The organism is Alteromonas sp. KUL49, from assembly GCF_006538345.1.
In the GTDB taxonomy this organism is placed as follows: domain Bacteria; phylum Pseudomonadota; class Gammaproteobacteria; order Enterobacterales; family Alteromonadaceae; genus Alteromonas.
Map to the genome: position 1 here is coordinate 324,875 of NZ_BJKL01000002.1, position 19,975 is coordinate 344,849.

The 19,975-nt window shown below is 44.7% G+C and carries 13 protein-coding genes; 3 read left to right on the top strand and 10 right to left on the bottom strand.

Annotated elements, in window-relative coordinates; genetic code table 11:
• Positions 1-148 precede the first annotated feature (148 nt).
• From EYS00_RS04645 to EYS00_RS04670, 6 genes are all read right to left on the bottom strand, one after another.
• Positions 149-916 (bottom strand): ABC transporter substrate-binding protein, encoded by a 768-nt coding sequence (locus EYS00_RS04645; RefSeq protein ID WP_130635389.1) that lies wholly within the window; start codon positions 914-916, stop codon positions 149-151.
• A 164-nt stretch (positions 917-1,080) separates the two neighbouring features.
• Complete coding sequence (locus EYS00_RS04650; RefSeq protein WP_130635390.1) at positions 1,081-2,970, bottom strand: PhoX family phosphatase; 1,890 nt, start codon at positions 2,968-2,970, stop codon at positions 1,081-1,083.
• Between the two features lie 114 nt (positions 2,971-3,084).
• The gene (locus EYS00_RS04655) at positions 3,085-5,667 is read right to left on the bottom strand and encodes a TonB-dependent receptor (protein WP_130635391.1); all 2,583 of its coding nucleotides are present in this window, start codon (positions 5,665-5,667) and stop codon (positions 3,085-3,087) included.
• Positions 5,668-5,770: 103 nt separating this feature from the next.
• Positions 5,771-8,623 (bottom strand): TonB-dependent receptor, encoded by a 2,853-nt coding sequence (locus EYS00_RS04660; protein ID WP_130635392.1) that lies wholly within the window; start codon positions 8,621-8,623, stop codon positions 5,771-5,773.
• 4 nt (positions 8,624-8,627) lie between these two features.
• The gene (locus EYS00_RS04665; RefSeq protein WP_130635393.1) at positions 8,628-9,497 is read right to left on the bottom strand and encodes a FecR family protein; all 870 of its coding nucleotides are present in this window, start codon (positions 9,495-9,497) and stop codon (positions 8,628-8,630) included.
• Positions 9,498-10,043: an RNA polymerase sigma factor gene (locus tag EYS00_RS04670; protein ID WP_130635394.1), complete on the bottom strand. Its 546-nt coding sequence runs from the start codon at positions 10,041-10,043 to the stop codon at positions 9,498-9,500.
• A 108-nt stretch (positions 10,044-10,151) separates the two neighbouring features.
• On the opposite strand from EYS00_RS04670, the gene EYS00_RS04675 reads away from it, so the two are divergent.
• Positions 10,152-11,390: a hypothetical protein gene (locus EYS00_RS04675; RefSeq protein WP_130635395.1), complete on the top strand. Its 1,239-nt coding sequence runs from the start codon at positions 10,152-10,154 to the stop codon at positions 11,388-11,390.
• A gap of 6 nt (positions 11,391-11,396) precedes the next feature.
• Here EYS00_RS04675 and EYS00_RS20500 read toward each other — a convergent pair whose 3' ends face one another.
• Entirely contained in the window at positions 11,397-11,540 is a 144-nt protein-coding gene (locus tag EYS00_RS20500; RefSeq protein ID WP_165399306.1) for a hypothetical protein, read from the bottom strand.
• 142 nt (positions 11,541-11,682) lie between these two features.
• Here EYS00_RS20500 and EYS00_RS04680 point away from each other — a divergent pair, with 142 nt between their 5' ends.
• The gene (locus EYS00_RS04680) at positions 11,683-12,870 is read left to right on the top strand and encodes a sugar efflux transporter (RefSeq protein WP_130635396.1); all 1,188 of its coding nucleotides are present in this window, start codon (positions 11,683-11,685) and stop codon (positions 12,868-12,870) included.
• A 206-nt stretch (positions 12,871-13,076) separates the two neighbouring features.
• On the opposite strand, the gene EYS00_RS04685 is transcribed toward EYS00_RS04680, so the two are convergent.
• From EYS00_RS04685 to EYS00_RS04695, 3 genes are all read right to left on the bottom strand, one after another.
• On the bottom strand, positions 13,077-14,036 hold the full coding sequence (locus tag EYS00_RS04685; protein WP_130635397.1) for a DUF4862 family protein: 960 nt from the start codon (positions 14,034-14,036) through the stop codon (positions 13,077-13,079).
• A gap of 169 nt (positions 14,037-14,205) precedes the next feature.
• A complete protein-coding gene (uxuA, locus tag EYS00_RS04690; RefSeq protein WP_130635398.1) occupies positions 14,206-15,375 on the bottom strand; it encodes a mannonate dehydratase in 1,170 nt (389 codons plus the stop codon).
• A 42-nt stretch (positions 15,376-15,417) separates the two neighbouring features.
• On the bottom strand, positions 15,418-18,312 hold the full coding sequence (locus EYS00_RS04695) for a TonB-dependent receptor (RefSeq protein ID WP_242618647.1): 2,895 nt from the start codon (positions 18,310-18,312) through the stop codon (positions 15,418-15,420).
• A 340-nt stretch (positions 18,313-18,652) separates the two neighbouring features.
• Between EYS00_RS04695 and EYS00_RS20820 the strand changes: the two genes are divergently transcribed.
• Complete coding sequence (locus tag EYS00_RS20820; RefSeq protein ID WP_242618648.1) at positions 18,653-19,918, top strand: glycoside hydrolase family 2 protein; 1,266 nt, start codon at positions 18,653-18,655, stop codon at positions 19,916-19,918.
• The last annotated feature ends 57 nt before the right edge of the window (positions 19,919-19,975 follow it).

Sequence of the window (19,975 nt, forward strand, 5' to 3'; positions counted from 1 at the left end):
TCCGCCGAATTATCGCAAGCAATAGTTGAAAATATGTTCGTTAGAAATTCTATTGGCTCAATAATCCGCCTAAAAATGAGCAAAATTCAACCTGATTAACGGTAATCTTCAGACTCTAATATGAGTAGCGACAATTAATTAGTCTAAATTAATTTCCGTAGCGTTGATGATATTTGATAACGATACTATTTATTTCATTGTGGCTATTGCCAATGACTTGGTTCAAATGGTCGAGTTCGAGGAACGTAAGCTGTTTTTTGCTCAGCATAAAATGCACTGGTGAGCGATTAATGGTAACGCTCGTTGGCACAATAGATCCCGTGAGTCCTGCTTTATCGATGATATAGTCACCAGCAATTGATTCTTCAATAGCAAAGTCCACTCGTCCCCTATCAACAAGTGCAAAGCGTTCAGACGCAGTGTTAGTGTCGACTATACACTCTTCACATTCCTGTCTATACCTTTCAAAGTCATTGCCATAGTGGGATCCGCGATTTACGGCGATAGTACTTCCCGCCTCTAGGGTAGATTTAGCAATTTGGCCTATGCGGCCAAAAAGCTGCATGGTTTCAAAGCGGTAGGCTTCGCTGTAAAAAGCATAATCTGCTCGCTCCGATGTATAACTGGCAGCGAATATTAGGTCTACATTACCCTTTTTAAGTTCAATCAAAGACCGCGTAGATGACGGATAATAAACGTAGTTCCAGCAATAGTTTGCGTTTCTCAGTACCAACTCAACAATTTCAATATCCAATCCCTTAAATTCATCATCTTCGAGATAGGAGAATGGAGGCCACTCCTGAGCAACGCTGACAACAAGCGTCTTTTTGCATTCGCCCTCCACGGCATTTACTTCGGTAAACGCCGCAAAAGTCAAAGTGAGATAGAACACCCAGTAGGTGTAGCTTCTGAACAAAACTTATCTCCAAGAGGATGGAATAAAAAATCCCGCGAAGGTTACAGAGTATTCTACCTTCCTTCAATTCTATATTAGTTCAAAACCTGCGTTCGCCAACGCTCTTTGTATTGGATATCGTACACTTGTTGACGAGATATGCAGATGCAAGCTAATTGTCACATTTAACCTATCTCAGTTCCGTCATGTTTTTGTACGACCACAATAGAAGGTTTTGGAGGTACTCCTTTCTCATTATCTGGCCAACGATTGATGGGATCATGTAAAGAATCTTTACCGCTAGCACGGCTTCCGGCTCCTGGGTGCTGCACTGCCACAAAAAGCGAAGTACCGTCATCAGAGAACATCGGTCCTGTAGCTTCTGCACCTTCTGGGCATCGTAAAAACATTTTGCCTTTACCGCGATTCCCTCCCTCAGTTTCCAGCCCCCACAAACCGTCGTTGGTGCCAGTCTGGTAGGCAACATCACCCTGGTCAGTGCTTACCCATAAACGACCTTTTTGATCGACTACTCCATTATCTGGGCACGCAAACCAACCATTCTCACTGATGTTACTATTCCACTTTGCACCCACCTCCGCTTTATTTGGATCGCCAGCAACAACAAGCATATCCCACGTCCCCTCTGTGGCAGCAAAATCATCATTAGCTTCTGCAATTTCAACAATTTGACCAAATTGATTATTTGCTCTTGGATTTACCGCATCAATATCCTCTTGTTTTCTCTTCGTATTGTTGGTTAACAGTACATATACTCTACCAGTGTGACTGTGTGGGACTACATCTTCAGGACGGTCTAACGGCGTAGCTTTAAGTAAATCGGCAGCCATTCGCGCGTTGATAACTACATCAGCCTGACTGTGAAAGCCATTCGTCGGTGTTAATGGTGCTTTACCATACTCAAGGGGTAACCAGTCTAAACCCCCAGAATCACTAAAACGGGCAACGTATAAAGTGCCATGGTCCAATAACTCTCGGTTGTTTGCTTTGTTTTTGGTATCGACAACATCTCGACTGACAAATTTATATAGGTATTCATTAGCAGCGTCATCCCCCATATAAACCACCAGCTGGCCTGAAGGTGCAATGACAGATTCCGCTCCCTCGTGTTTGAAGCGTCCTAGTGCTGTACGTTTTATCGGTTTTTCATCGGGCGCAAGAGGGTCAATTTCTACCACCCAACCAAATCTATTGGGTTCATTTGTTGTTGCTTCTATGTTGAACCTTGGATCGAGCCTACCCCAGCCTTCTTCTCGTTGGTTTACTCCATACCTTTCATAGGGTGCGTACTCGGCGTGGTCCTTTGACAAACTTCCCGTGAAGACATTGTTAAAGTTCTCTTCACAGGTGAGATAGGTTCCCCATGGAGTCATCCCTCCTGCACAGTTCATGAGTGTTCCTGTAACCAAAACACCAGAAGTATCGGTCTTAGTTTGCATACGAGGATGACCTTTTGCAGGTCCAGAAAACTCAATTTGAGTGGTTCTTGCGGTGATACGTCGATTGAATTTAGAACCAACAACCACCTTCCAGTCACGATCAATTTTCTGTATTTCGACAATGCTGTTGCCTACCGAGGACTGTTCAATATTAACGTGATTGAGTGTCAAATCACGCTCTGAGTGAATGTCGGGAAACATCATTTTAGGCAAACTGTACTCGTGATTAACACAAAGTAGCGCTCGTTGACTGTCGCTTTTGGAAGGTAGCGCCAAGTAACCTATGTAATCATTGTTGTAACCGAACTGCTGCTCTTGGGAAAAAGGCGTTTGCGAATTAATGTCAAAGTCAGGTGCATCTGAAAACAGGGGGTCACCCCAACGAATTAGTACATTATGTTCATATCCGGCAGCAACGACTAACTCGTCACCAATGCCGTGAGTTATCTCACTGAAATTGAAAGTCTCGGTGACTGTGTTTTGCTGTGGTGCATTCACTATTGCCGACAAGGGCAATGATGGTACAAAGGCAACCGAGGTTGCTAATGCAGATTTTTTTAGGAACGACCTACGGTTAATACGCCGTTGTAAAACGGCTTGAAAATGTTCTGTCATACGAATGCCTAGCCAAAAAAGGCGCTCGGGTAACTCCGGCCAGTTAAGCTTTAAAGGCTTTTTTGACTCACGGACATTACACAATGAGCGCCCTAAAAAGTGATGAAAAGTAAGTTAGAAAGTAACGTTCACACCGAGCGAGAATCGACGGCCATAATGGTCGATACGACCACCGCGAACACGCTGGTCAAAGTAGGTGTGTATAGATTCATCGGTAAGGTTAACCCCTTCTAAAGACACACTAATTGAGTCGCTAACATCGTATGACATGCTGGTGTCTAGGGTACCAAACGCATCTTGGAATTGATCTGAAACCGCCCCCACGCCGTTGCTCACTAAGAAATCATCTCGCCAGTTGTAAGCCAGACGAGCACCAAAATCTTCATACTCCCAGAACACTACAAGGTTAAAACTGTTTTCAGAGAGCCCCGCAATCGGTTGAGCCACTAGAACATCACCTTCGGTAACTTCTACTTCGCTTTCAACAAAGGTGTAATTAGCCTGCACGCCAAGACCATTAAACGGTGCAGGTAAGGTGTCAAACACTTGTTGATAGGCAAACTCTAATCCGGAGATATCGCCATTTCCGGTGTTTGACGGAGCACTTAGAATGACCTCAGTACCTTCAACGTCTAGTAGCTGAGCTTGTGTAGAAATAAATGTGGTAATGTCTTTGTAGAAATAACCTAAAGATACATACCCAGAATCAGCGAAATACCACTCCGCAGAAACATCGTATTGCAATGCTTCATAAGGCTCTAGTAATGGGTTACCGCCCTTTGCCGTTGGAGAATCTGTGCTGAAGGTCAACCCCGGACGTAAATCAGGTAACGAAGGACGCGTTAGCACCTTTGCAAAAGCTGTACGCAATAGCAAGTCGTCGCTAAGTTCAAAGTTGATATTTGCACTGGGTAGTACTTCAACATAGTCAGTCTCGAAGTCCACAACTTGTGGCGAACCATCGATAATACTTGTACCTGAGGGCGACTGAGTTGAGCTCACTACTCTAAGACCAATGTTACCAAATACAGGTAGCTCGTCACCCGCAGACAAGTTCGCCATGACATATCCAGCCGAGATAGTTTCATCAACCTGATATGAATTTCGCTGATCGCCCGCAGTTAGCGGTTGGTTGATTAGCTCGCTAGAAAAGAATGTACTAAAGAATGCATCTTCATTTGGTACTGCCCATACAGAAGGGTAATTACCCGATACATTCGCTGCAAAATCAGATACTGGAAACGTTTCGTAGAATGTGTCGTTAAAGAACTCACCACTGATACCATCCGACACTCTAATATCACGACGATTATAAATACGCTCTCGTTTGCGAAGATGCACGCCAAACTCTACCGATGATACCGCGCCATCAAAAAAGCGTTCTGCGTCTAGCTTTACGCCGTAATCACTGTCTTCAACAGCAATAGTTCGATATTCAATACGACGCCCTGGAAATACACTACTATCGGAAATGTCCACAGGGAAAGTAAATGAAGGTGCGTGTTTGTAACCCGCACTGTAGTCGAATCCTACCGCTTGGTCATTTAAACGAATACGGGTTCGACGTATAGGCTCTACCGTTTCACTGTTGGCTTCAGACAATGAAACATCCGCAGACAAATGCCAATTATCGAGTCTCCACTCATTGTTAACGCCCAAACTGAAGGTATCGTGTTCTGCATCAGAGCTTTCTCGCGATAGCTGTAGATTGGTATCTAACGCCGTACCTGATACCAAAGAATTTCCATTGACCACAGGGTTCGCAACTTTTCCCCCCAGCTCAATATCAATACCAATTTCGTCAAACGCCACATTGAATTTTGAGTAAAGCATGTCGATATTCATTTCATGGATATTGCTGCTCTTCCATTGCAATGCCGATGCCAATGACTGACGCGTGCGAGATTGTCTTTCTAACGTCGGGCGGTTACGCTGAGGCGCAAAAGCTTTGTCTAGCGATGGCTCTCCATCTTCAGCACTCAACGCTCCTTGGATCCAGTTGAACGTAAAAACACGATCTTGACGAAGCTCTCGTTCAGAAAATGCACCGGACACTAAAAAGCCAAGGGATTTGTCTTCATTGTTCCAGCTGTACAAACCAGATACACGGGGATCAGTACTATCAGCTAAATCTGTGTAGCTTGCTTTTGCGGTAGCAGATCCAAAGTTACCCAGCTCTAGTGGTTTAAAGGTTTGGATATTCACCAAACCACCAATCGCCCCCTCTTCCATGTTTGCCGACGGCGATTTGATAACCTCTAGACCAGAAATTAGCTCAGATGGCAGTATATCGTATCGAAACTGACGACCGTTCTGACCGCTATTTTCAACATTTTCGTTAACTGCAACACCACGTCCGTTAAGTTGCGTTACCTGAAACGTTGGCCCCAAGCCACGTACACTCACGCCTAGCCCTTCTCCTCGGTTACGGTCAATTTGTACGCCCGGTACTAGTTGAAGTGCTTCCGCCACATTTTCAGTGGGGAATTTACCGATGTCTTCCGCTGAGATCGCATCGGTTACCGTTTCCGCACTGCGTTTCAAATCCATGGCACGCATCAAACTGCTAGAGTAAGACCCTAAAACCAGAATTTCTTCGATGACTTGCTCGTCATCGGTTTGTTGTGCCTGCACGCTGGGAACCATTGCAGCAGCAACGGCTAACGCTAATGGAGCCAAGTTCTTACGTAATGTCATGTCACTCTCCTAGTGATTTTTTGTAATGTGTTGACTAGAAGACGGGACAAAAGAAAAATTTAGGACAAAAAAACTATGACATTTTTGTGAATTGAAAAGATGGTTAGAAACTAACTTCAATGGAAAATGAAAAACTTCTTCCGATATATTCTATTTCTTTCAATGTGTTACCTTGATCACGCTGAAAGTAGAATCTTACAGATTCATCCAATAAGTTTCGCCCACTCAGGTTCAATACTACAGCCTCAGAAAGCACATAACTCAGTTGTGCAGACAGGAATGACTGGCGGTCAATGTAGGTGTTTGGCACCTCAGTGGCTGAACGACCAATTACGTGACTCTGTTGAACATCAAACGCTATTCGTGCAGCATATGCTTCGGTTTCATAGAACACCTGAGCCTTGTAATGCCAGCGTGCAACAGACTCAATTACTTGCTCAATGTTATCCAGAAAAACGCCATTAATCTGAATACCTCCCCCCCACGGCTCAATATAATGAAAGTCAACTTCAACACCGTTAAACAAAAACGAGCCAAGATTCTCTGGGCGAGATAATTGATAAGTTGTACCGTCAATCATGATCGTTTGACGAATCACATCAATGTAGTCATCTAGCCTGCGGTGAAAGCCAGCTAGGTATAAACTCATATTCTCTGACGACCACAACAAACCTGCGTCGAATTGTTTTGACGTTGTTGGCGCCAAATTTGGATTTCCTCCGGTCGCTAAATTCACACCATCGGTAGAATTTAAAGATAACCCTGGTTGCAAATCAGCATAACTAGGTAGCGTGATCGCCTCACCGTAATTAACTTTAAGCAGCAGCGATGAATTCAACGTTTTTCTGATACTCAAACTTGGCAACCAATTGTTTCGAGCGCTGGAAAACTGCTTGAATGTAGGTGTAATGCTATCTCCTTGTGCATAAAATCCGCTTGTTTCATTGTTCCAATGCTGCCAACGAAGCCCAGCCTCTCCGCTCCAATCTTCTCCAAACACAAATTGCACAGTAGCACTACCACCATGAACCCGCTCATCTACCTGGTAGCTGCGGGAAAGGTCTTGGAGTGTGCGATCGCCAAATGAGAGTAAAGACGCCAACTCACGCTGAGTATCGCGGTTGGGAATTGACCAATAGGTTGGAATATTTCCCTTCAGTTGACCCGCCAAGAAATTAGATGCCAACACAGGCTCAAGAACATTGACTTCGGGCAAGAACCGACCCAAGTCTTGAATGCTCACACTAACATCTTGTCGATTGTAGCGACGAGACTGTTCCCGCCAATCTGTGCCAAACGAAATCTCAGTAAACGTATTGCTCAATGGTTTGGTCATTGTAAAACGCATCGAATGCCCATCGTCCTCTACACGTATGCGTCTAGCACTCACATGCTCAGGAGATTCATCACCGAATTCAGGAAACGGACTAACACTGATGAACGGGTCGTTTATTTTATTGCCCAAATGACCAAATGAAAACTCAACAGGCGTGCTCTCATAGCGTGTTCGTCTTATGGGGTCGTCGGTATTACTCAATGCCGACGTTCTCGCCAACGATGCATCTACCAGCCACCCTTGAGTGTTTAGCTGGAGATCAAAAATTGAAGTTTGGTTAGTATGTCGCTGTTCGGAACTGTCCAACGCCGCTTTCATATTAATGTTGCTGAGTGTTGCCCCTACGAGACTATTGCCACTGAGGCTATAGGATTCCAAGCCAGCGTTTTCAGTGTCTAATCGAGCGAGCCAACGCTGCTCTATGTAGTTCGATACTAACGATGAGTAAAAATGTTCAGCACTTAGCGTAAAGGCATTACTCGGACTCCATTGTGTAGACAATGAGAAGCTCTCGGTATCTCTGCGTTCTCGTTCAATACTGACAGCTATTCTGTTGCTTGGAATCAATACACTTGAATCAATCCCATCGAGTCGATAGCTATTCCCGTTGGGTTCCCACTCCCAAGTATGGAAATGATCTTGCCGTATCTCCCTTGAGTTACTGTTGGCTGACAACAAAACCCCGATCGATTTATCGTGGTTCACCCAATTTTGGAGTGTATTAACACTCGGGCGGGCTTTTTTACTATTTGCTGAATAATCTGCACCAAAGCTGAACCTAGACACACGTTCGCCAATCGCCAGCGGGCGCAAACTTGTCACCGAAATGGTGCTTCCCACCCCACCCTCGGCCATGGATGCTGTTGGGCTTTTGATAATATCTATACGGTCAACATGTTGAGCAGGTAACACGTCAAATCGAAAAGAACGGCCAGACTGGCCGCTATCTCTAACATTTTCGTTAACCGCCAAAGGGTGACCATTTAACAGCGTGGCTTGATAATCAGGTCCCAAGCCCTTAACACTTACGTTTAGCCCTTCGCCAAAATCTCTCGCAACAGTAAGGCCAGAAAGAAAACCAAAAGCGTCTGCCAAGGTGTTTGATGATGACGCATTTAAGCTCTGGTAGTTTGCTGAACTTAAAAATACAAAATTGTTTTTTCGAGCATCGAGTTGCTCTATAAACGCGCCTTGCATAGCGTGTGTGGAGGTTTGTGTTACTGAAGATAAACGCTCTCCAACAACAACGACTTTCTCCATCTCTTGGGTCGGTGCGGACTCGATATTATCTTGCGTAAGCTCATGTTCTGCGGGCTGCAACTTGAGTACTACCCCACTTGCTACAATGCGCACCTCGATGGGTAAACCCTGAGTAATAATACCCAGTACCTCTGGTAGTGTATATCTGCCGCTAACGGATTGAATAGTAAACTGAGAAATAGCATGGCTATCGGCAATGACTGGCAGCTGGAATTGCTCTGCCAACAAAGGTAAAACATCCGCCAGTTGCCCTTCTGGCAACGAAACATAATGAGCTCCGTCAGTACTTTGTGCCCTAACTTCACTAAAACACAACAGCAGCACCATAAGTACCGCTGACATTCTAATAGCGGCTTGCATAATACTAGTGCTGCGGCGTTAAATAGTAACTATTGTGATTTTCTTCAATTGTTAAATCGTACAACTCACTGAGTAGTTCAAGGCTTTCAGTTGGTCGAGAAAGAGAGAATGCTCCCGTTACCGAACGCTGAGATATACCTGGTGCTAAATAAATCGGCTTGTCAGTGTACCTGTTCATTCGATCAACAATTCGACGCATAGACATATTATCGGCATGTAACGTTCCCGCCATCCAGTCTTCCTCAACCTGCGCATTAAAATTAGTCACCGAAGTCAGATTACCTAAACTATCGGCAACAACTTTCTGACCCACAGTGAGCTCAATGTTCCTTCCGTTAGATGCCACGCTCACTACCCCCTCAAAGACACGAATTTCTGCGCCCATACTGTCCGTATCTATATTGAAGGCAGTACCCAGTACTGTAATTTCACCAAATTTAGTGGTTATCTCAAAAGGCCTGTTGGGGTCTTTGGCAACATCAAAGTAAGCTTCTCCTTGAGTCATGGTCACTCGCCGAGACGTTTCAGAAAATGTGACTTCCAATGACGTCGACGCATTGGCGGCGATTGACGTACCGTCTTCTAGGATAAATTGCTCTCGTTTAGCCGTACCCGTCACAAACATTTGTGACGGAGACACTATGACAGGCGAAACATGACTACTCGAGGGCCACAGCAAGAAGGTAGTGATCGCGAGTACGAAACAAACAGCGGTGAGCCAAAAACCCGTGCTTACCCTTGATGATTTATTAGAGGCAGAAGCACAGGATACGTTAGATAATGCTTCAACTAACGCTGGATCATCCCAAATTTGTTGAGCAAGAAGATCGTTTTGAGTAGGGCATTGATTTGATTGTTCATTGCGTGGTTTCATCTATTTGCCCTCCTTTTCATTAATGAGTAATGCCATTTCGCCTTTGAGTGTGGTTAAGGCGCGAGTAATGTGCTTGTCTACACTGTCTGTAGAAAGCCCTAAGTTTTTTGCAATATCCGCCTTAGTTTGACCTTGAACGCGATATCGAATGAATACCTCACGCCTAACTTTGGGCATACGAGCAACAATACGCTGATAAAGTTCAATTCTTTGAGAATGCTCTATCACATTGTCCAGCTCACTTTTGTCACAAGCGGGCTCTTCGTCAAGCAGCTCATGTTGGCGAAACTGTTGGCGATGCATATCATGCACTATATTCTTTGCCACGCGATGAGCGTAATGCGTTGGCTCTTCAATGGTTTGTTGAGCGTCAGCCATCTTCAGATAAGTGTCGTGTAAGACGTCTTCAACGTCTGACTCGCGACTCACAAGTTTTCGAATATAGCTACGTAAAGAGCGAGAAGAAACGGTCGCGGAGAGAATGGCATCCTTCATCATTACTTCGGTGAACTCGTTAAGGTCAAATAGAAAACTAGAAAGTATCAAGGATATTCGTGACACTTTAATGATATGATGTTTGTGATTTTACCTATTGCAGTGGGTTACTCGTGTCATGACAAAAATGTAGTAATGTTCAACAATAGGGAAGTATTGATGAAGTATGAAGAATCGCTGTATTTAGAAGAAAACGGACAAGAAAAAGAAATAATTCACTTATATGATCTACACCAGTCATTAGTGGTAGACCATATTAATGCACCCAACGAAATTCAGCGAATTTGTATGAGCTCGGGTGAAGTCATCGGCACATACCAATACGGCACTGATGAGAACTACGAGGGTTTCAGTTTTGCGGTTTCTCCTAGGCATAACTACCTTATTGTCAAAGAGATAGACTATGGGGTTAGCTATGACCGACTCTATGCGACTATCTATTGCCTAACCGACCTTCAACCGAATACACCTTCGAATGTCGATGACTACAGCCTATTATCAACGCCCCAACTTTCGTCTTTTCATGCCTTGAATATTATGTTCAGCAACGATGTAAACGAACAAACTGTCTGGGTTCACGGTCAAGAAATTAACAACATTCCGTTAATCGACACTTATGAATTTGGTAGCAGCACTGTCGCAACTGAAGATAATAAAGGTAAGCTCGCTCAGTTTTATAAGGTCGCATCATATCCTGCCATTGCCCTTGATAAAAAGGTTCGTGATGGTTCGTCATACCACTTTCCGAATCTGACCCGAGAAAGTTTGTTTAATACTTTAGATAGCATTAACAACGCTGCTTACATAAAACTTTGCGAATACCCTACCGCACTTGTATCTAAAAGCTTACCGGCCATTTCTGAGTTACATGGCAATCTAAAGCATATCGAAATAGCTCACTTTATGTACGCTGTTAATGATGAAAAATGTGACATTCGTTCTTTCATTCGAGAAATGGCAACACTCGGGGTGCCATGTAAAGAAAGCGTCACCACCATAGGTAAGACTGAAAGCACGCTCGTTGTGAGCCAATTTTCTATCATGAACGTCCCTTTGTTTATCACCCAATCGATTGGCCACTTTGCAGCACTCTGCACTAAACATGGCGTAATTTATGAAGGTGCTATATTAGGTGAACACCGGAATGAACTGCATCGGTTCACATTATATTCATCGCTGGGCAACTACTGTGCTCGCGGATTTGTTGCGGTAAACGACTACATTACACTTTTTTACTTGCTGCGAAGAAAACACGACGAAGGGAAGATTTGGGACAACTTTACTCCAAGTCAACAACGCTACTTAGAAGATATTACGCTGGCACTCAGCTTATTTGATGACTGGGAAATAACGGAAGATGAGCTAAAGCAACGTATCACCTATAACCCATCTCCGTAGGACTAGCTAGTCTTGAGTATCCGTCTCGTAATATTCTTGCCATGCTGCGCGAAGTGCTAAAGTTGCATCCGCTTGGTCAACCAACATTTGATGGTGTTCTTCAATGGCTTTTGATGAAGGAATATCAAATAAGAATCTTTCTATATCCATAACGACCTCTTTTCTGTTGATGGAACTTACTACCGCCAGTAAAAGTAGTAGTGAATTGGTATTTTTCAACCTCAATCTTTAAGTAGACAACGTAAAAATTGCACCTATAATGCCCGCTCCTTTTTTATACAGTTAGTTGTTCATGGCCTCTCTAGCGTCGCTGCGCCCCCAATTACCCTTCTTATTACTCAGTCTATTAACCGGCCTCACGTCTTCGTTTGTCACCCCTTTGATGAGTTACTTCCTGATAGATGGCATCAATGTTGAGCCTTTCTACATGAGCGTTTACATGGTATCCGTAACACTCTCTGGGCTAGTGATTAGTCAGTATTTAGGATATCTGGCAGACAAAGGAATGAATGCCAATAAGCTCTATGGTTTGACTATGGGGTGTATAGGGCTAGCTATGATAGCCTTTATTGTCAGTGACCAATTTTGGCAGGTGTTTGTTGCTGGTGTGTTGTTTATGTCGATTGGTGCCGGGGCTGTATCTCAAATGCTCACCGTATCAGGGCTATGGGCAAAAAACCAAGATATCGATCTACCCGCTTTTAACTCTCGAGTTCGTGCAGCAATTTCAATGGCATGGGTGGTTGGTCCGCCTCTGGCGTTTACCCTGGTAGCGAGTTTTGGGTTTGCGGCATCATTCTCTGCGGCTATTATTTGCGTGATCATTGCGTCTGTTTTTGTATTGAAAGTGGTTCCCTCACAAATAGCCCCGAAGCGCACTGAGCCTATAAAGATAAAAGGTGAACTGTCTGTCTCTTTTTGGCTGATCGGGTTGGCGGTAGTGGCCGGTATGGCAGGTAATGTTATGTATCTCTCGTCGATGCCACTTTATGTGATGCAAGAACTAGATTTGCCCGAATATTTACCAGGTTTGATGATGGGTGTGGTGGCTGGTCTTGAAATTCCAACCATGCTCTTTGCGGCTAAACTTGCCAATCGATTTTCATCTGCTGGCATTATGCTAGCGGCCTTTGTATTTGCCTGCTGCTTTTACGTGGGAATGTATCACGCCACCCAAGAATGGCACTTTTTAGTACTTCAGATTTTTAACGCACTGTTCTACGGATTGTATGCGGGAATTGGACTTACACTGCTACAACATCAAGCCCCCGACCTCACTGGATTTACTTCTGCGTTCTACTCAAACGCCACTCGCGTAGGCATGATGTTAGGCACCACAGGTGCAGGGCTTGTGGCCCAGTTCTATAGCTTCAGAGACGCCACTTTAGGTTCATTGTGTATCGGCATATTGGGTATTTGCATCATGCTCACTTTTATACGTATTGAAAAGCTAAAAAAGCGATCGCTACAAGGGTCGTAACACCTGTCAATTAAGCTATTCAGGTGGTATCGGCCCGTTGAGGGAAGGTAAGGGGCTTTTTACCGCACGCCGCAAGCACATCCGTGTGGGCTCGGCTTCGGCATCCCTGCCTCAGACGGCTGTAAAAAGCCCCTTACCTTCCCTCTAGTGCGTTATCAACCTTCTTACACTTACTGACAGATGTCACACCATGTCAAACGGACCTTTTAAGACTTGGCCGCACGACTCATCATTGCCATTACTTCTCGGTTGTAAGCAATGCGATTGTCAATTATCTCGTCTTTTGGGCGAATACCCAGCTTGATACCCAGGATATCAACATTTCCAGCCGCAACAATACACTTGTGTATTTCGGCTTCGGTCATCAATGAGTGTTCAGCGCCTATTTCAGAATTTTCTGATGCTGCAGCAGGCATATGTGTATCAGCCCATACCCCATAAGGACATTCAGTTGCTGACACACCAGAAAACATTAGTCCTGACAGTAAACCTGCTGTTTTTGCTTGGTTGATATGTTCTATTACACCGTCTACTGAACGAGTTTCGATAGCCGAGCGTCCCCAGTTGATTACGATACCGATATTGCTATTACACTTTGCATTTACGGTCTTCACGGCATTAACTTCATCTTCTAATGACAAAAAGCCTTTCGCAGGTGTTTGCCCTTCTACCAAGGTGTCGCAGTGTTCAATAACAATGCTAGTGCCTTGCCAATCCCAACCAAGAATAGTCTCAAGGGTAGCTGTCAGAGCCTCTGCAGAGGAGCTCGCTTTGCTTTGATTCGGCGCCGTTTGAATTTCAATTGCCTTGACCGCGTTGCGACCGCAGTGATTATTCAATTTAACAACCGCATCACGTGCTCGCGCCAAAAACTCAATCGCTAACTGACGCCCTTCTTCATCACCTGAGGCAATACCAAAGTTAGGGTTCTTACCGATAGCTCCCATAGTACCGGGCACACAAGTCAGCACATAGTTCCATGATGAGTCTATGTTTGCTAAAAACCAATCATCATCATGGGCGTGTAAAGACTCACCTAAAAATGGATGTTCTAGTCCGGCCATGTTAGGCAAGCGTTTTAGCTGTTCATAAAAAGAGGATTCGAGTTCTGGGTTCCATCCAGAAGTGCATGGAGATGAAGCATAAGCTCCAACATAAAATGACATATGCGGTAATTCCTTGATTGTAGGGTTTTCATTGATCTTAGCTGCCCTGACCATGGCTTGAGACCCACGTAGAGCGGAAAACAAGATTGAAAGTCAACGCTCTCAATCTTGCGTTTCGAAGTGTATAGCTTTACCCATAGATTACCAATATAAGCGAGGGCGAGTCGACCTACTTATTTTTAAACATAGATGACACCGCGTGAATAACTCCCCTCAACTCCGCGAGTCCTTTCATTCTTCCCATGTAACCGTATCCGGGCTTAACGCTTTTGTCATCTAACTCATCCTCAAGTAAGTGACCATGGTCAGGTCGCATTGGGATTTTGATATTGTTTTCAGCCTCTGCGTTCAACAATGCTTCAACCAACCCTACCATATCATTGTCGCCATCAAGATGGTCCGACTCATAAAATGATCCATCCTCCTCTCTAGTCACGTTTCTCAAGTGCACAAAGTACACCCGCGAATGAAACTCGTTAACCATACTGACCAGGTCGTTGTCTCCACGCGCACCATAAGAGCCAGCACACATGGTTAACCCATTTGCTGGGGATGGATATGCGGCAAGGATCCTACGCGCATCCTCAGCAGTCGACACCACACGAGGTAAGCCAAACAAAGAAAATGGCGGATCGTCTGGGTGAATACAAAGCTTCGCACCGTATTTTTCCGCGGTGGGAACAACGTCTTTCAAGAAGGCAAAAAGATTTGCTCTAAAGCCCTCTGTCCCCAGTTGGATGAAGTCGTCTATTGCTTTTTTGATGGTTTCTCGCGTGTATGAACCCTCGCCACCGGGTAGTCCAGCGATAATGTTTTTTTCGAGGGTTGCTTCGGTGTCTGCATCGAGTGATTCGTAAAACGCCTCTGCTTTTGTCAATATCGCATCAGAGTAGCAATCGCGCGCTCCTTCTCGCTTCAACACATAAATGTCATAGGCAGCGAAATCCGTCATTTCAAATCGCAACGCGTGACTATTGTTGGGTAAGCGATACATGAGATTAGTACGCGTCCAATCAACCACTGGCATAAAGTTGTAGCAAATCGTGGTAACGCCACATTCCGCCGCATTTTGAATCGACATTTTGTAGTTTTCGATAAGGGTTTGATAATTCCCTGTACGAGTCTTGATGTTGTTATGGACTGGGATACTCTCGATAACTTCCCACGTGAGTCCAGCCCCTTCAATCATCTTTTTATGTGCGAGTATTTCCTCCTTTTCCCACAGCGCCCCCGTGGGAACATGATGGAGCGACGTAACAATTCCCGTTGCCCCAGCTTGCTTTATTTTCGTCAGCGTTATTGAATCACTTGGTCCGAACCAGCGCCACGTTTCAATCACAGCATATCCTCATGTCAGTAAATAAGTTGCGTTGATTCAGCATTACATTCTATATCTAAGGCCGACGAAGAAGCGTCTTCCTGAATATTCAATGCGATTGTATGCCTCATCCACAACACGCTGTTCCACATAAGGTTCATTGGTCAGATTGAGCACCTGAACTCTGGCAGTAAGATTTTTGGAGATATCGTAAGCAACATCCAAATCCAACGACGACTGGTCAACAACATAGCGATTGGTTTGTCCCAAGTTTGCGCCAAACGGTTTGAGATACTCAGAGCGATAGCGGTATTGCATACGCGCAGATACGTCACCTTTCTCCCAGTACAGCTGAGCTGAGGCAGTGTCTTGTGACAAACCTGGCACATTACCCGGTTCAATCAGAGGCAAAACGCTATCTGATATACTGCTACCAGCTTCGGGTGTCTCAAAATCGGAATCAGCATAGTTGTAATTTAAAACCATGCCCAAGCCATCGAAAGGTTCTGGCAGACTCACGAACCTATGTTGAAGTGTAAGTTCCAATCCTTTAATGCTTGATGAATCATCAATAATGGTGGGGCGACCAGAGACTTCCACCGCGTAAGACTGGCCATCAACAATCACAGATTCAATATCACTTTCAGGGACGATTCGAGCGTTGAACTTTTTGTAGTATAGTGCCGCTGATAGCAGGGTATCCTGACTTGCAAAATAGCTCACACTTACATCCAAGTTGTCTGATTCCAATGCTTCTAAGAATGGATTACCTCGCGCTCGCACGTTGTCTTGCAGAGCTTCTTCAATGGTTTGAAATTCGTCTGATTCAGAAGCACCCGAGATTTCCCTTGCAGCACCATAGAACCACATATCTGGGCGAGAAATCGCACCATATGCTGCCACTCTCAACTGCACATCATCGGTCAACCCAAAGTTTACGTTAATGCTCGGTAGCACATTCGAATAGTCATTCTCAAGAACGTTTGTCTCTGGGTCGGCGTTTTCGTTAAAAACGATAAAACCCTCTGGGGTAGTGGTCACTGAATATGAGTTGCGTGTGCCTAATGACGTTATATCAGTTGAGACATGGCGAATACCAACGTTACCGTCTACGGTCACGTCTCCCCACTCTGTTGAGAAGAAAGCCATCGCATACAAGGACGTAATATCTTCTGACAAGTTCACGTCACCCGAAGATGGCTGACTGGGGTCAAGGGAAACGTCGTTATCTCCCACAAGGATATTGTAGGCACAGCGGGTGTTATAAAACGCCCACTGAGTTACCGGAGACTGAGCATCATCACCATAATCAGACTGTGGCCAGCTTGATGAGCAAGATTGGTCAACAGACGCCAATACGGCGTCTCGGTCACCTGATGCCGTACTAACGGTTTTGCGGTCTTCTTGGAAGTTATCGTGTTCTCGCTGCGAGATATGAACACCGGCTTGAACATAAGTAAATACGTCGCCATCGAGCGCGTAATCAAAATCTAGCCGATAGGCGGTAATTTCATCACTAATATCAAAACGATAGTTGCGCGCTTCACTATTGGCGTCAAAGAAGCTCAAGTCTTGAATTTGACTGCGCCAATCAACCGACGAACCTTGAGGATCATCAAAATCACTGTACACATTTGCTATGTTGGGGAATGTCTCACTGCCACGGTTTACCCAATCATAGTAAAAACGGTCACTTCTAAAGCGCGTATAGTTTCGCGTTTGCCAGCGCTCGGTGCCTGAAAAAGAAGCATCAAACTCAACACCCAGCTCATCGGTCAATTGCCAATCCACATTCAGACCAACACCTCTGTAGTCTTCATCTCTTTCTCGGTATTCACCATAGGAACTTATTCGTGAATTACCCGTGTATGACAGCAGCGCACCTTCACTATTGGTGGTCCAATTTGAAATACGGCGACGACCATCATCAAAGTAAAGGTCGTGACGATCTTCGTAATAGAAACGGCTAGAAAACTGGCCGTCTAGGTTGATATCAATATCACTGTTTGGCTGATACTGAACTGCGAAAATAACACCATCCCGCTTCTCTTCAGATTCCATTTGTCGGTAATAAAACAGATTGGGAATAAAGTAGTAGTCACCCGCTTCAGCCGATCCGCCGTTAGCTGCAGCATTTCCATCACTAAAGCTACAGTTACTTCCACCATCGAGGCCGTAATCAGAGTTGCAATTTCTCAATGTAGAACTGGTGTTATAGCTTTCTTCAGGGGTAGACACATCAGTACCCGCGTAACCAATGGCAAAGCCAAATTTGCTGCCGTCATCAAATTCAAAACTGTTGGTGTACGACACAGAGGGTCGATATCCCATGCCATTTTCGTCGTCTAACTTGGCGTGATAAGGATTGTAATTGAGGCGAACTTCGGCTTGAAAACGCTCTTTGCCATAATCAATGGGCTTAATAGTTTTAAGGTCTATGGTCCCAGCTACACCGCCTTCAAGAAGGTCTGCTTTTTGTGCCTTATAAACCACAACACCGTTAACCAGCTCTGAGGGAAACTGAGAAAACGCGACGCTTCGATTGCCGCTACCCGATGAAATGGCTCGACCATTTACTGTTGAAAGGCCTAAGAAAGGCCCCAAACCACGAATAGATATTTCACTGGCGTTGCCTTTGAATCGGTCACCCGCCACACCGGTGATCCTCTCCAGTGTCTCTGCTACAGACAGGTCAGGCAAGGCGCCAATATCTGCAGAGGAAAGCGCATCCACAATGGTCGCCGCATTACGTTTTTCTGCAATAGCATTGCGATACGCCTCTGCTACACCGCGTACCTCTATGATTTCAACAGTCTCCGATTCATCGGTTTCACTCTCTTGCGCGAAAGCCGGCAGCGTTGATACAGCCAAAATCGTGTTGACAGCCACGGCGACAATTGAACCTCTAAATTTGCGCCGACGCATGGCTGAATGGTGAGTTGCGAGTGTGGTTTGCATACCTTTTCCTTGTCCCAATACGTTGTTGTGTTTTACATCTCCTTTACATAACTACTCTCAACCAAACATACTGTCAAGCGGTAAGGCCAATTATTGTGAATTAAATTTTTCTTTGATTAATTTGTCAATCAGGGTAATTATAAAAATCACATTAATAACAATAAATTACTATGTATCAGTACTATTTCATGCAAATCAGGATGTAATAGTATTGTAAAAAATTCTTGATCAGATGCGTTCAGGGGTTCATTATCGAACAATATTGGTCATGCCACATTACTATTTTATGGCTCCATATGACCTAATTTGAATTATTTAGAGTTTTGTATAAGGGTTGGTAATGCTAAAGCAATGGTTAGTGCTTTTACTGTGTTTCGTCGGTGTTGTTTTAACAGCTCAGGCACAACAGCAAACAATTAACATCAACCAAGATTGGTACTACTGGGAGAACAATACAAAGTCTTATCAACTCGCGTTGGAAAACTCATCATGGCAATCAATAACACTACCTCATACGTGGAATGCCACTGATACCGTTGATACGGTTCCCGGTTACCGACGCAGTGCTAGCTGGTACAAACGAATAATTCCGGCCGAAGCTGTAAACCCAGAAGGGTTAACCCAACTTTATTTTGAAGGTGCAAACTTTGAAACTGAGGTTTACCTCAACGGGCAACGAGTCGGTGAGCATACTGGTGGTTACATCGGCTTCACGTTTGATATCACACCATTCTTGAATAGCACCGACAACAATGAATTATTGGTTCGCGTATCTAACAGATTTAATCCTAATTTGATCCCCTCTCAAAAAGCAGACTTCTTCCTGTTTGGAGGAATCACTCGAGACGTATGGATAAAACACGTACCAACAACCCATATCACTCAAACCCATGTAGCCACTCCGTCAGTATCCAAAAATCAAGCTCAAACACAGATATCTATAGAGCTAACGTCAGCACAGAATCAACAAGCTAATATCTCTATTTATCTTGAGTCGCCATCAGGCGAACCGGTGAGCGTTGAGCAAAAAAATGTTGACCTCGTCACAGGCAATAACTCCTTAACTGTAGACCTTCCCACACTGCAAGATCCTCAACTATGGTCTCCTGACTCTCCTTCGCTCTATACAGTCACTGTCAGACTTTCAACGGCGCTAGGAAGCATGCATACCGATAGTCACAGCATCGGCTATCGTTGGTTTGAAATGAAACCTCATCAAGGGTTCTTCCTTAATGGGGAACGTCTGCTTATCCGTGGCACGCATCGCCATGAGGAACACGCAGGCTTGGGCGCAGCGCTACCTAACGCTCAGCACCGAAAAGATATGGAAATGATAAAGCAAATGGGGGCTAACTTTGTCCGCTTGGGTCATTACCCGCAAGATCCTGAAGTATACCAAGCAGCTAACGAACTTGGTTTGCTCATTTGGGATGAGCTCCCCTGGTGTCGCGGTGGAAAAGGCGGCAAGGAATGGGAAGCAAACACAGAATACATGCTCACTTCGATGATCAATCAAAACATGAATCACCCGAGCGTTATTTTTGGTCACTGGGTAACGAAATGTACTGGGAGGAAGACTTTGTTGGAGGTGGTGCTGATGATGTGATAAACCCCTACCTGACCAAGCTCAACGGCATGGTAAAAGCCATGGACCCCTACCGGT

Excerpts from the sequence above, each read along its gene's own strand:
- EYS00_RS04665 (WP_130635393.1), bottom strand. The coding sequence starts at position 9,497 with ATGAAACCACGCAATGAACAATCAAATCAATGCCCTACTCAAAACGAT.
- EYS00_RS04650 (WP_130635390.1), bottom strand. The coding sequence starts at position 2,970 with ATGACAGAACATTTTCAAGCCGTTTTACAACGGCGTATTAACCGTAGG.
- EYS00_RS04660 (WP_130635392.1), bottom strand. The coding sequence starts at position 8,623 with ATGCAAGCCGCTATTAGAATGTCAGCGGTACTTATGGTGCTGCTGTTG.
- EYS00_RS04680 (WP_130635396.1), top strand. The coding sequence starts at position 11,683 with ATGGCCTCTCTAGCGTCGCTGCGCCCCCAATTACCCTTCTTATTACTC.
- EYS00_RS04695 (WP_242618647.1), bottom strand. The coding sequence starts at position 18,312 with ATGCAAACCACACTCGCAACTCACCATTCAGCCATGCGTCGGCGCAAA.
- EYS00_RS04675 (WP_130635395.1), top strand. The coding sequence starts at position 10,152 with ATGAAGTATGAAGAATCGCTGTATTTAGAAGAAAACGGACAAGAAAAA.
- EYS00_RS04655 (WP_130635391.1), bottom strand. The coding sequence starts at position 5,667 with ATGACATTACGTAAGAACTTGGCTCCATTAGCGTTAGCCGTTGCTGCT.
- EYS00_RS20820 (WP_242618648.1), top strand. The coding sequence starts at position 18,653 with ATGCTAAAGCAATGGTTAGTGCTTTTACTGTGTTTCGTCGGTGTTGTT.
- EYS00_RS20500 (WP_165399306.1), bottom strand. The coding sequence starts at position 11,540 with ATGGATATAGAAAGATTCTTATTTGATATTCCTTCATCAAAAGCCATT.
- EYS00_RS04685 (WP_130635397.1), bottom strand. The coding sequence starts at position 14,036 with ATGTCATTTTATGTTGGAGCTTATGCTTCATCTCCATGCACTTCTGGA.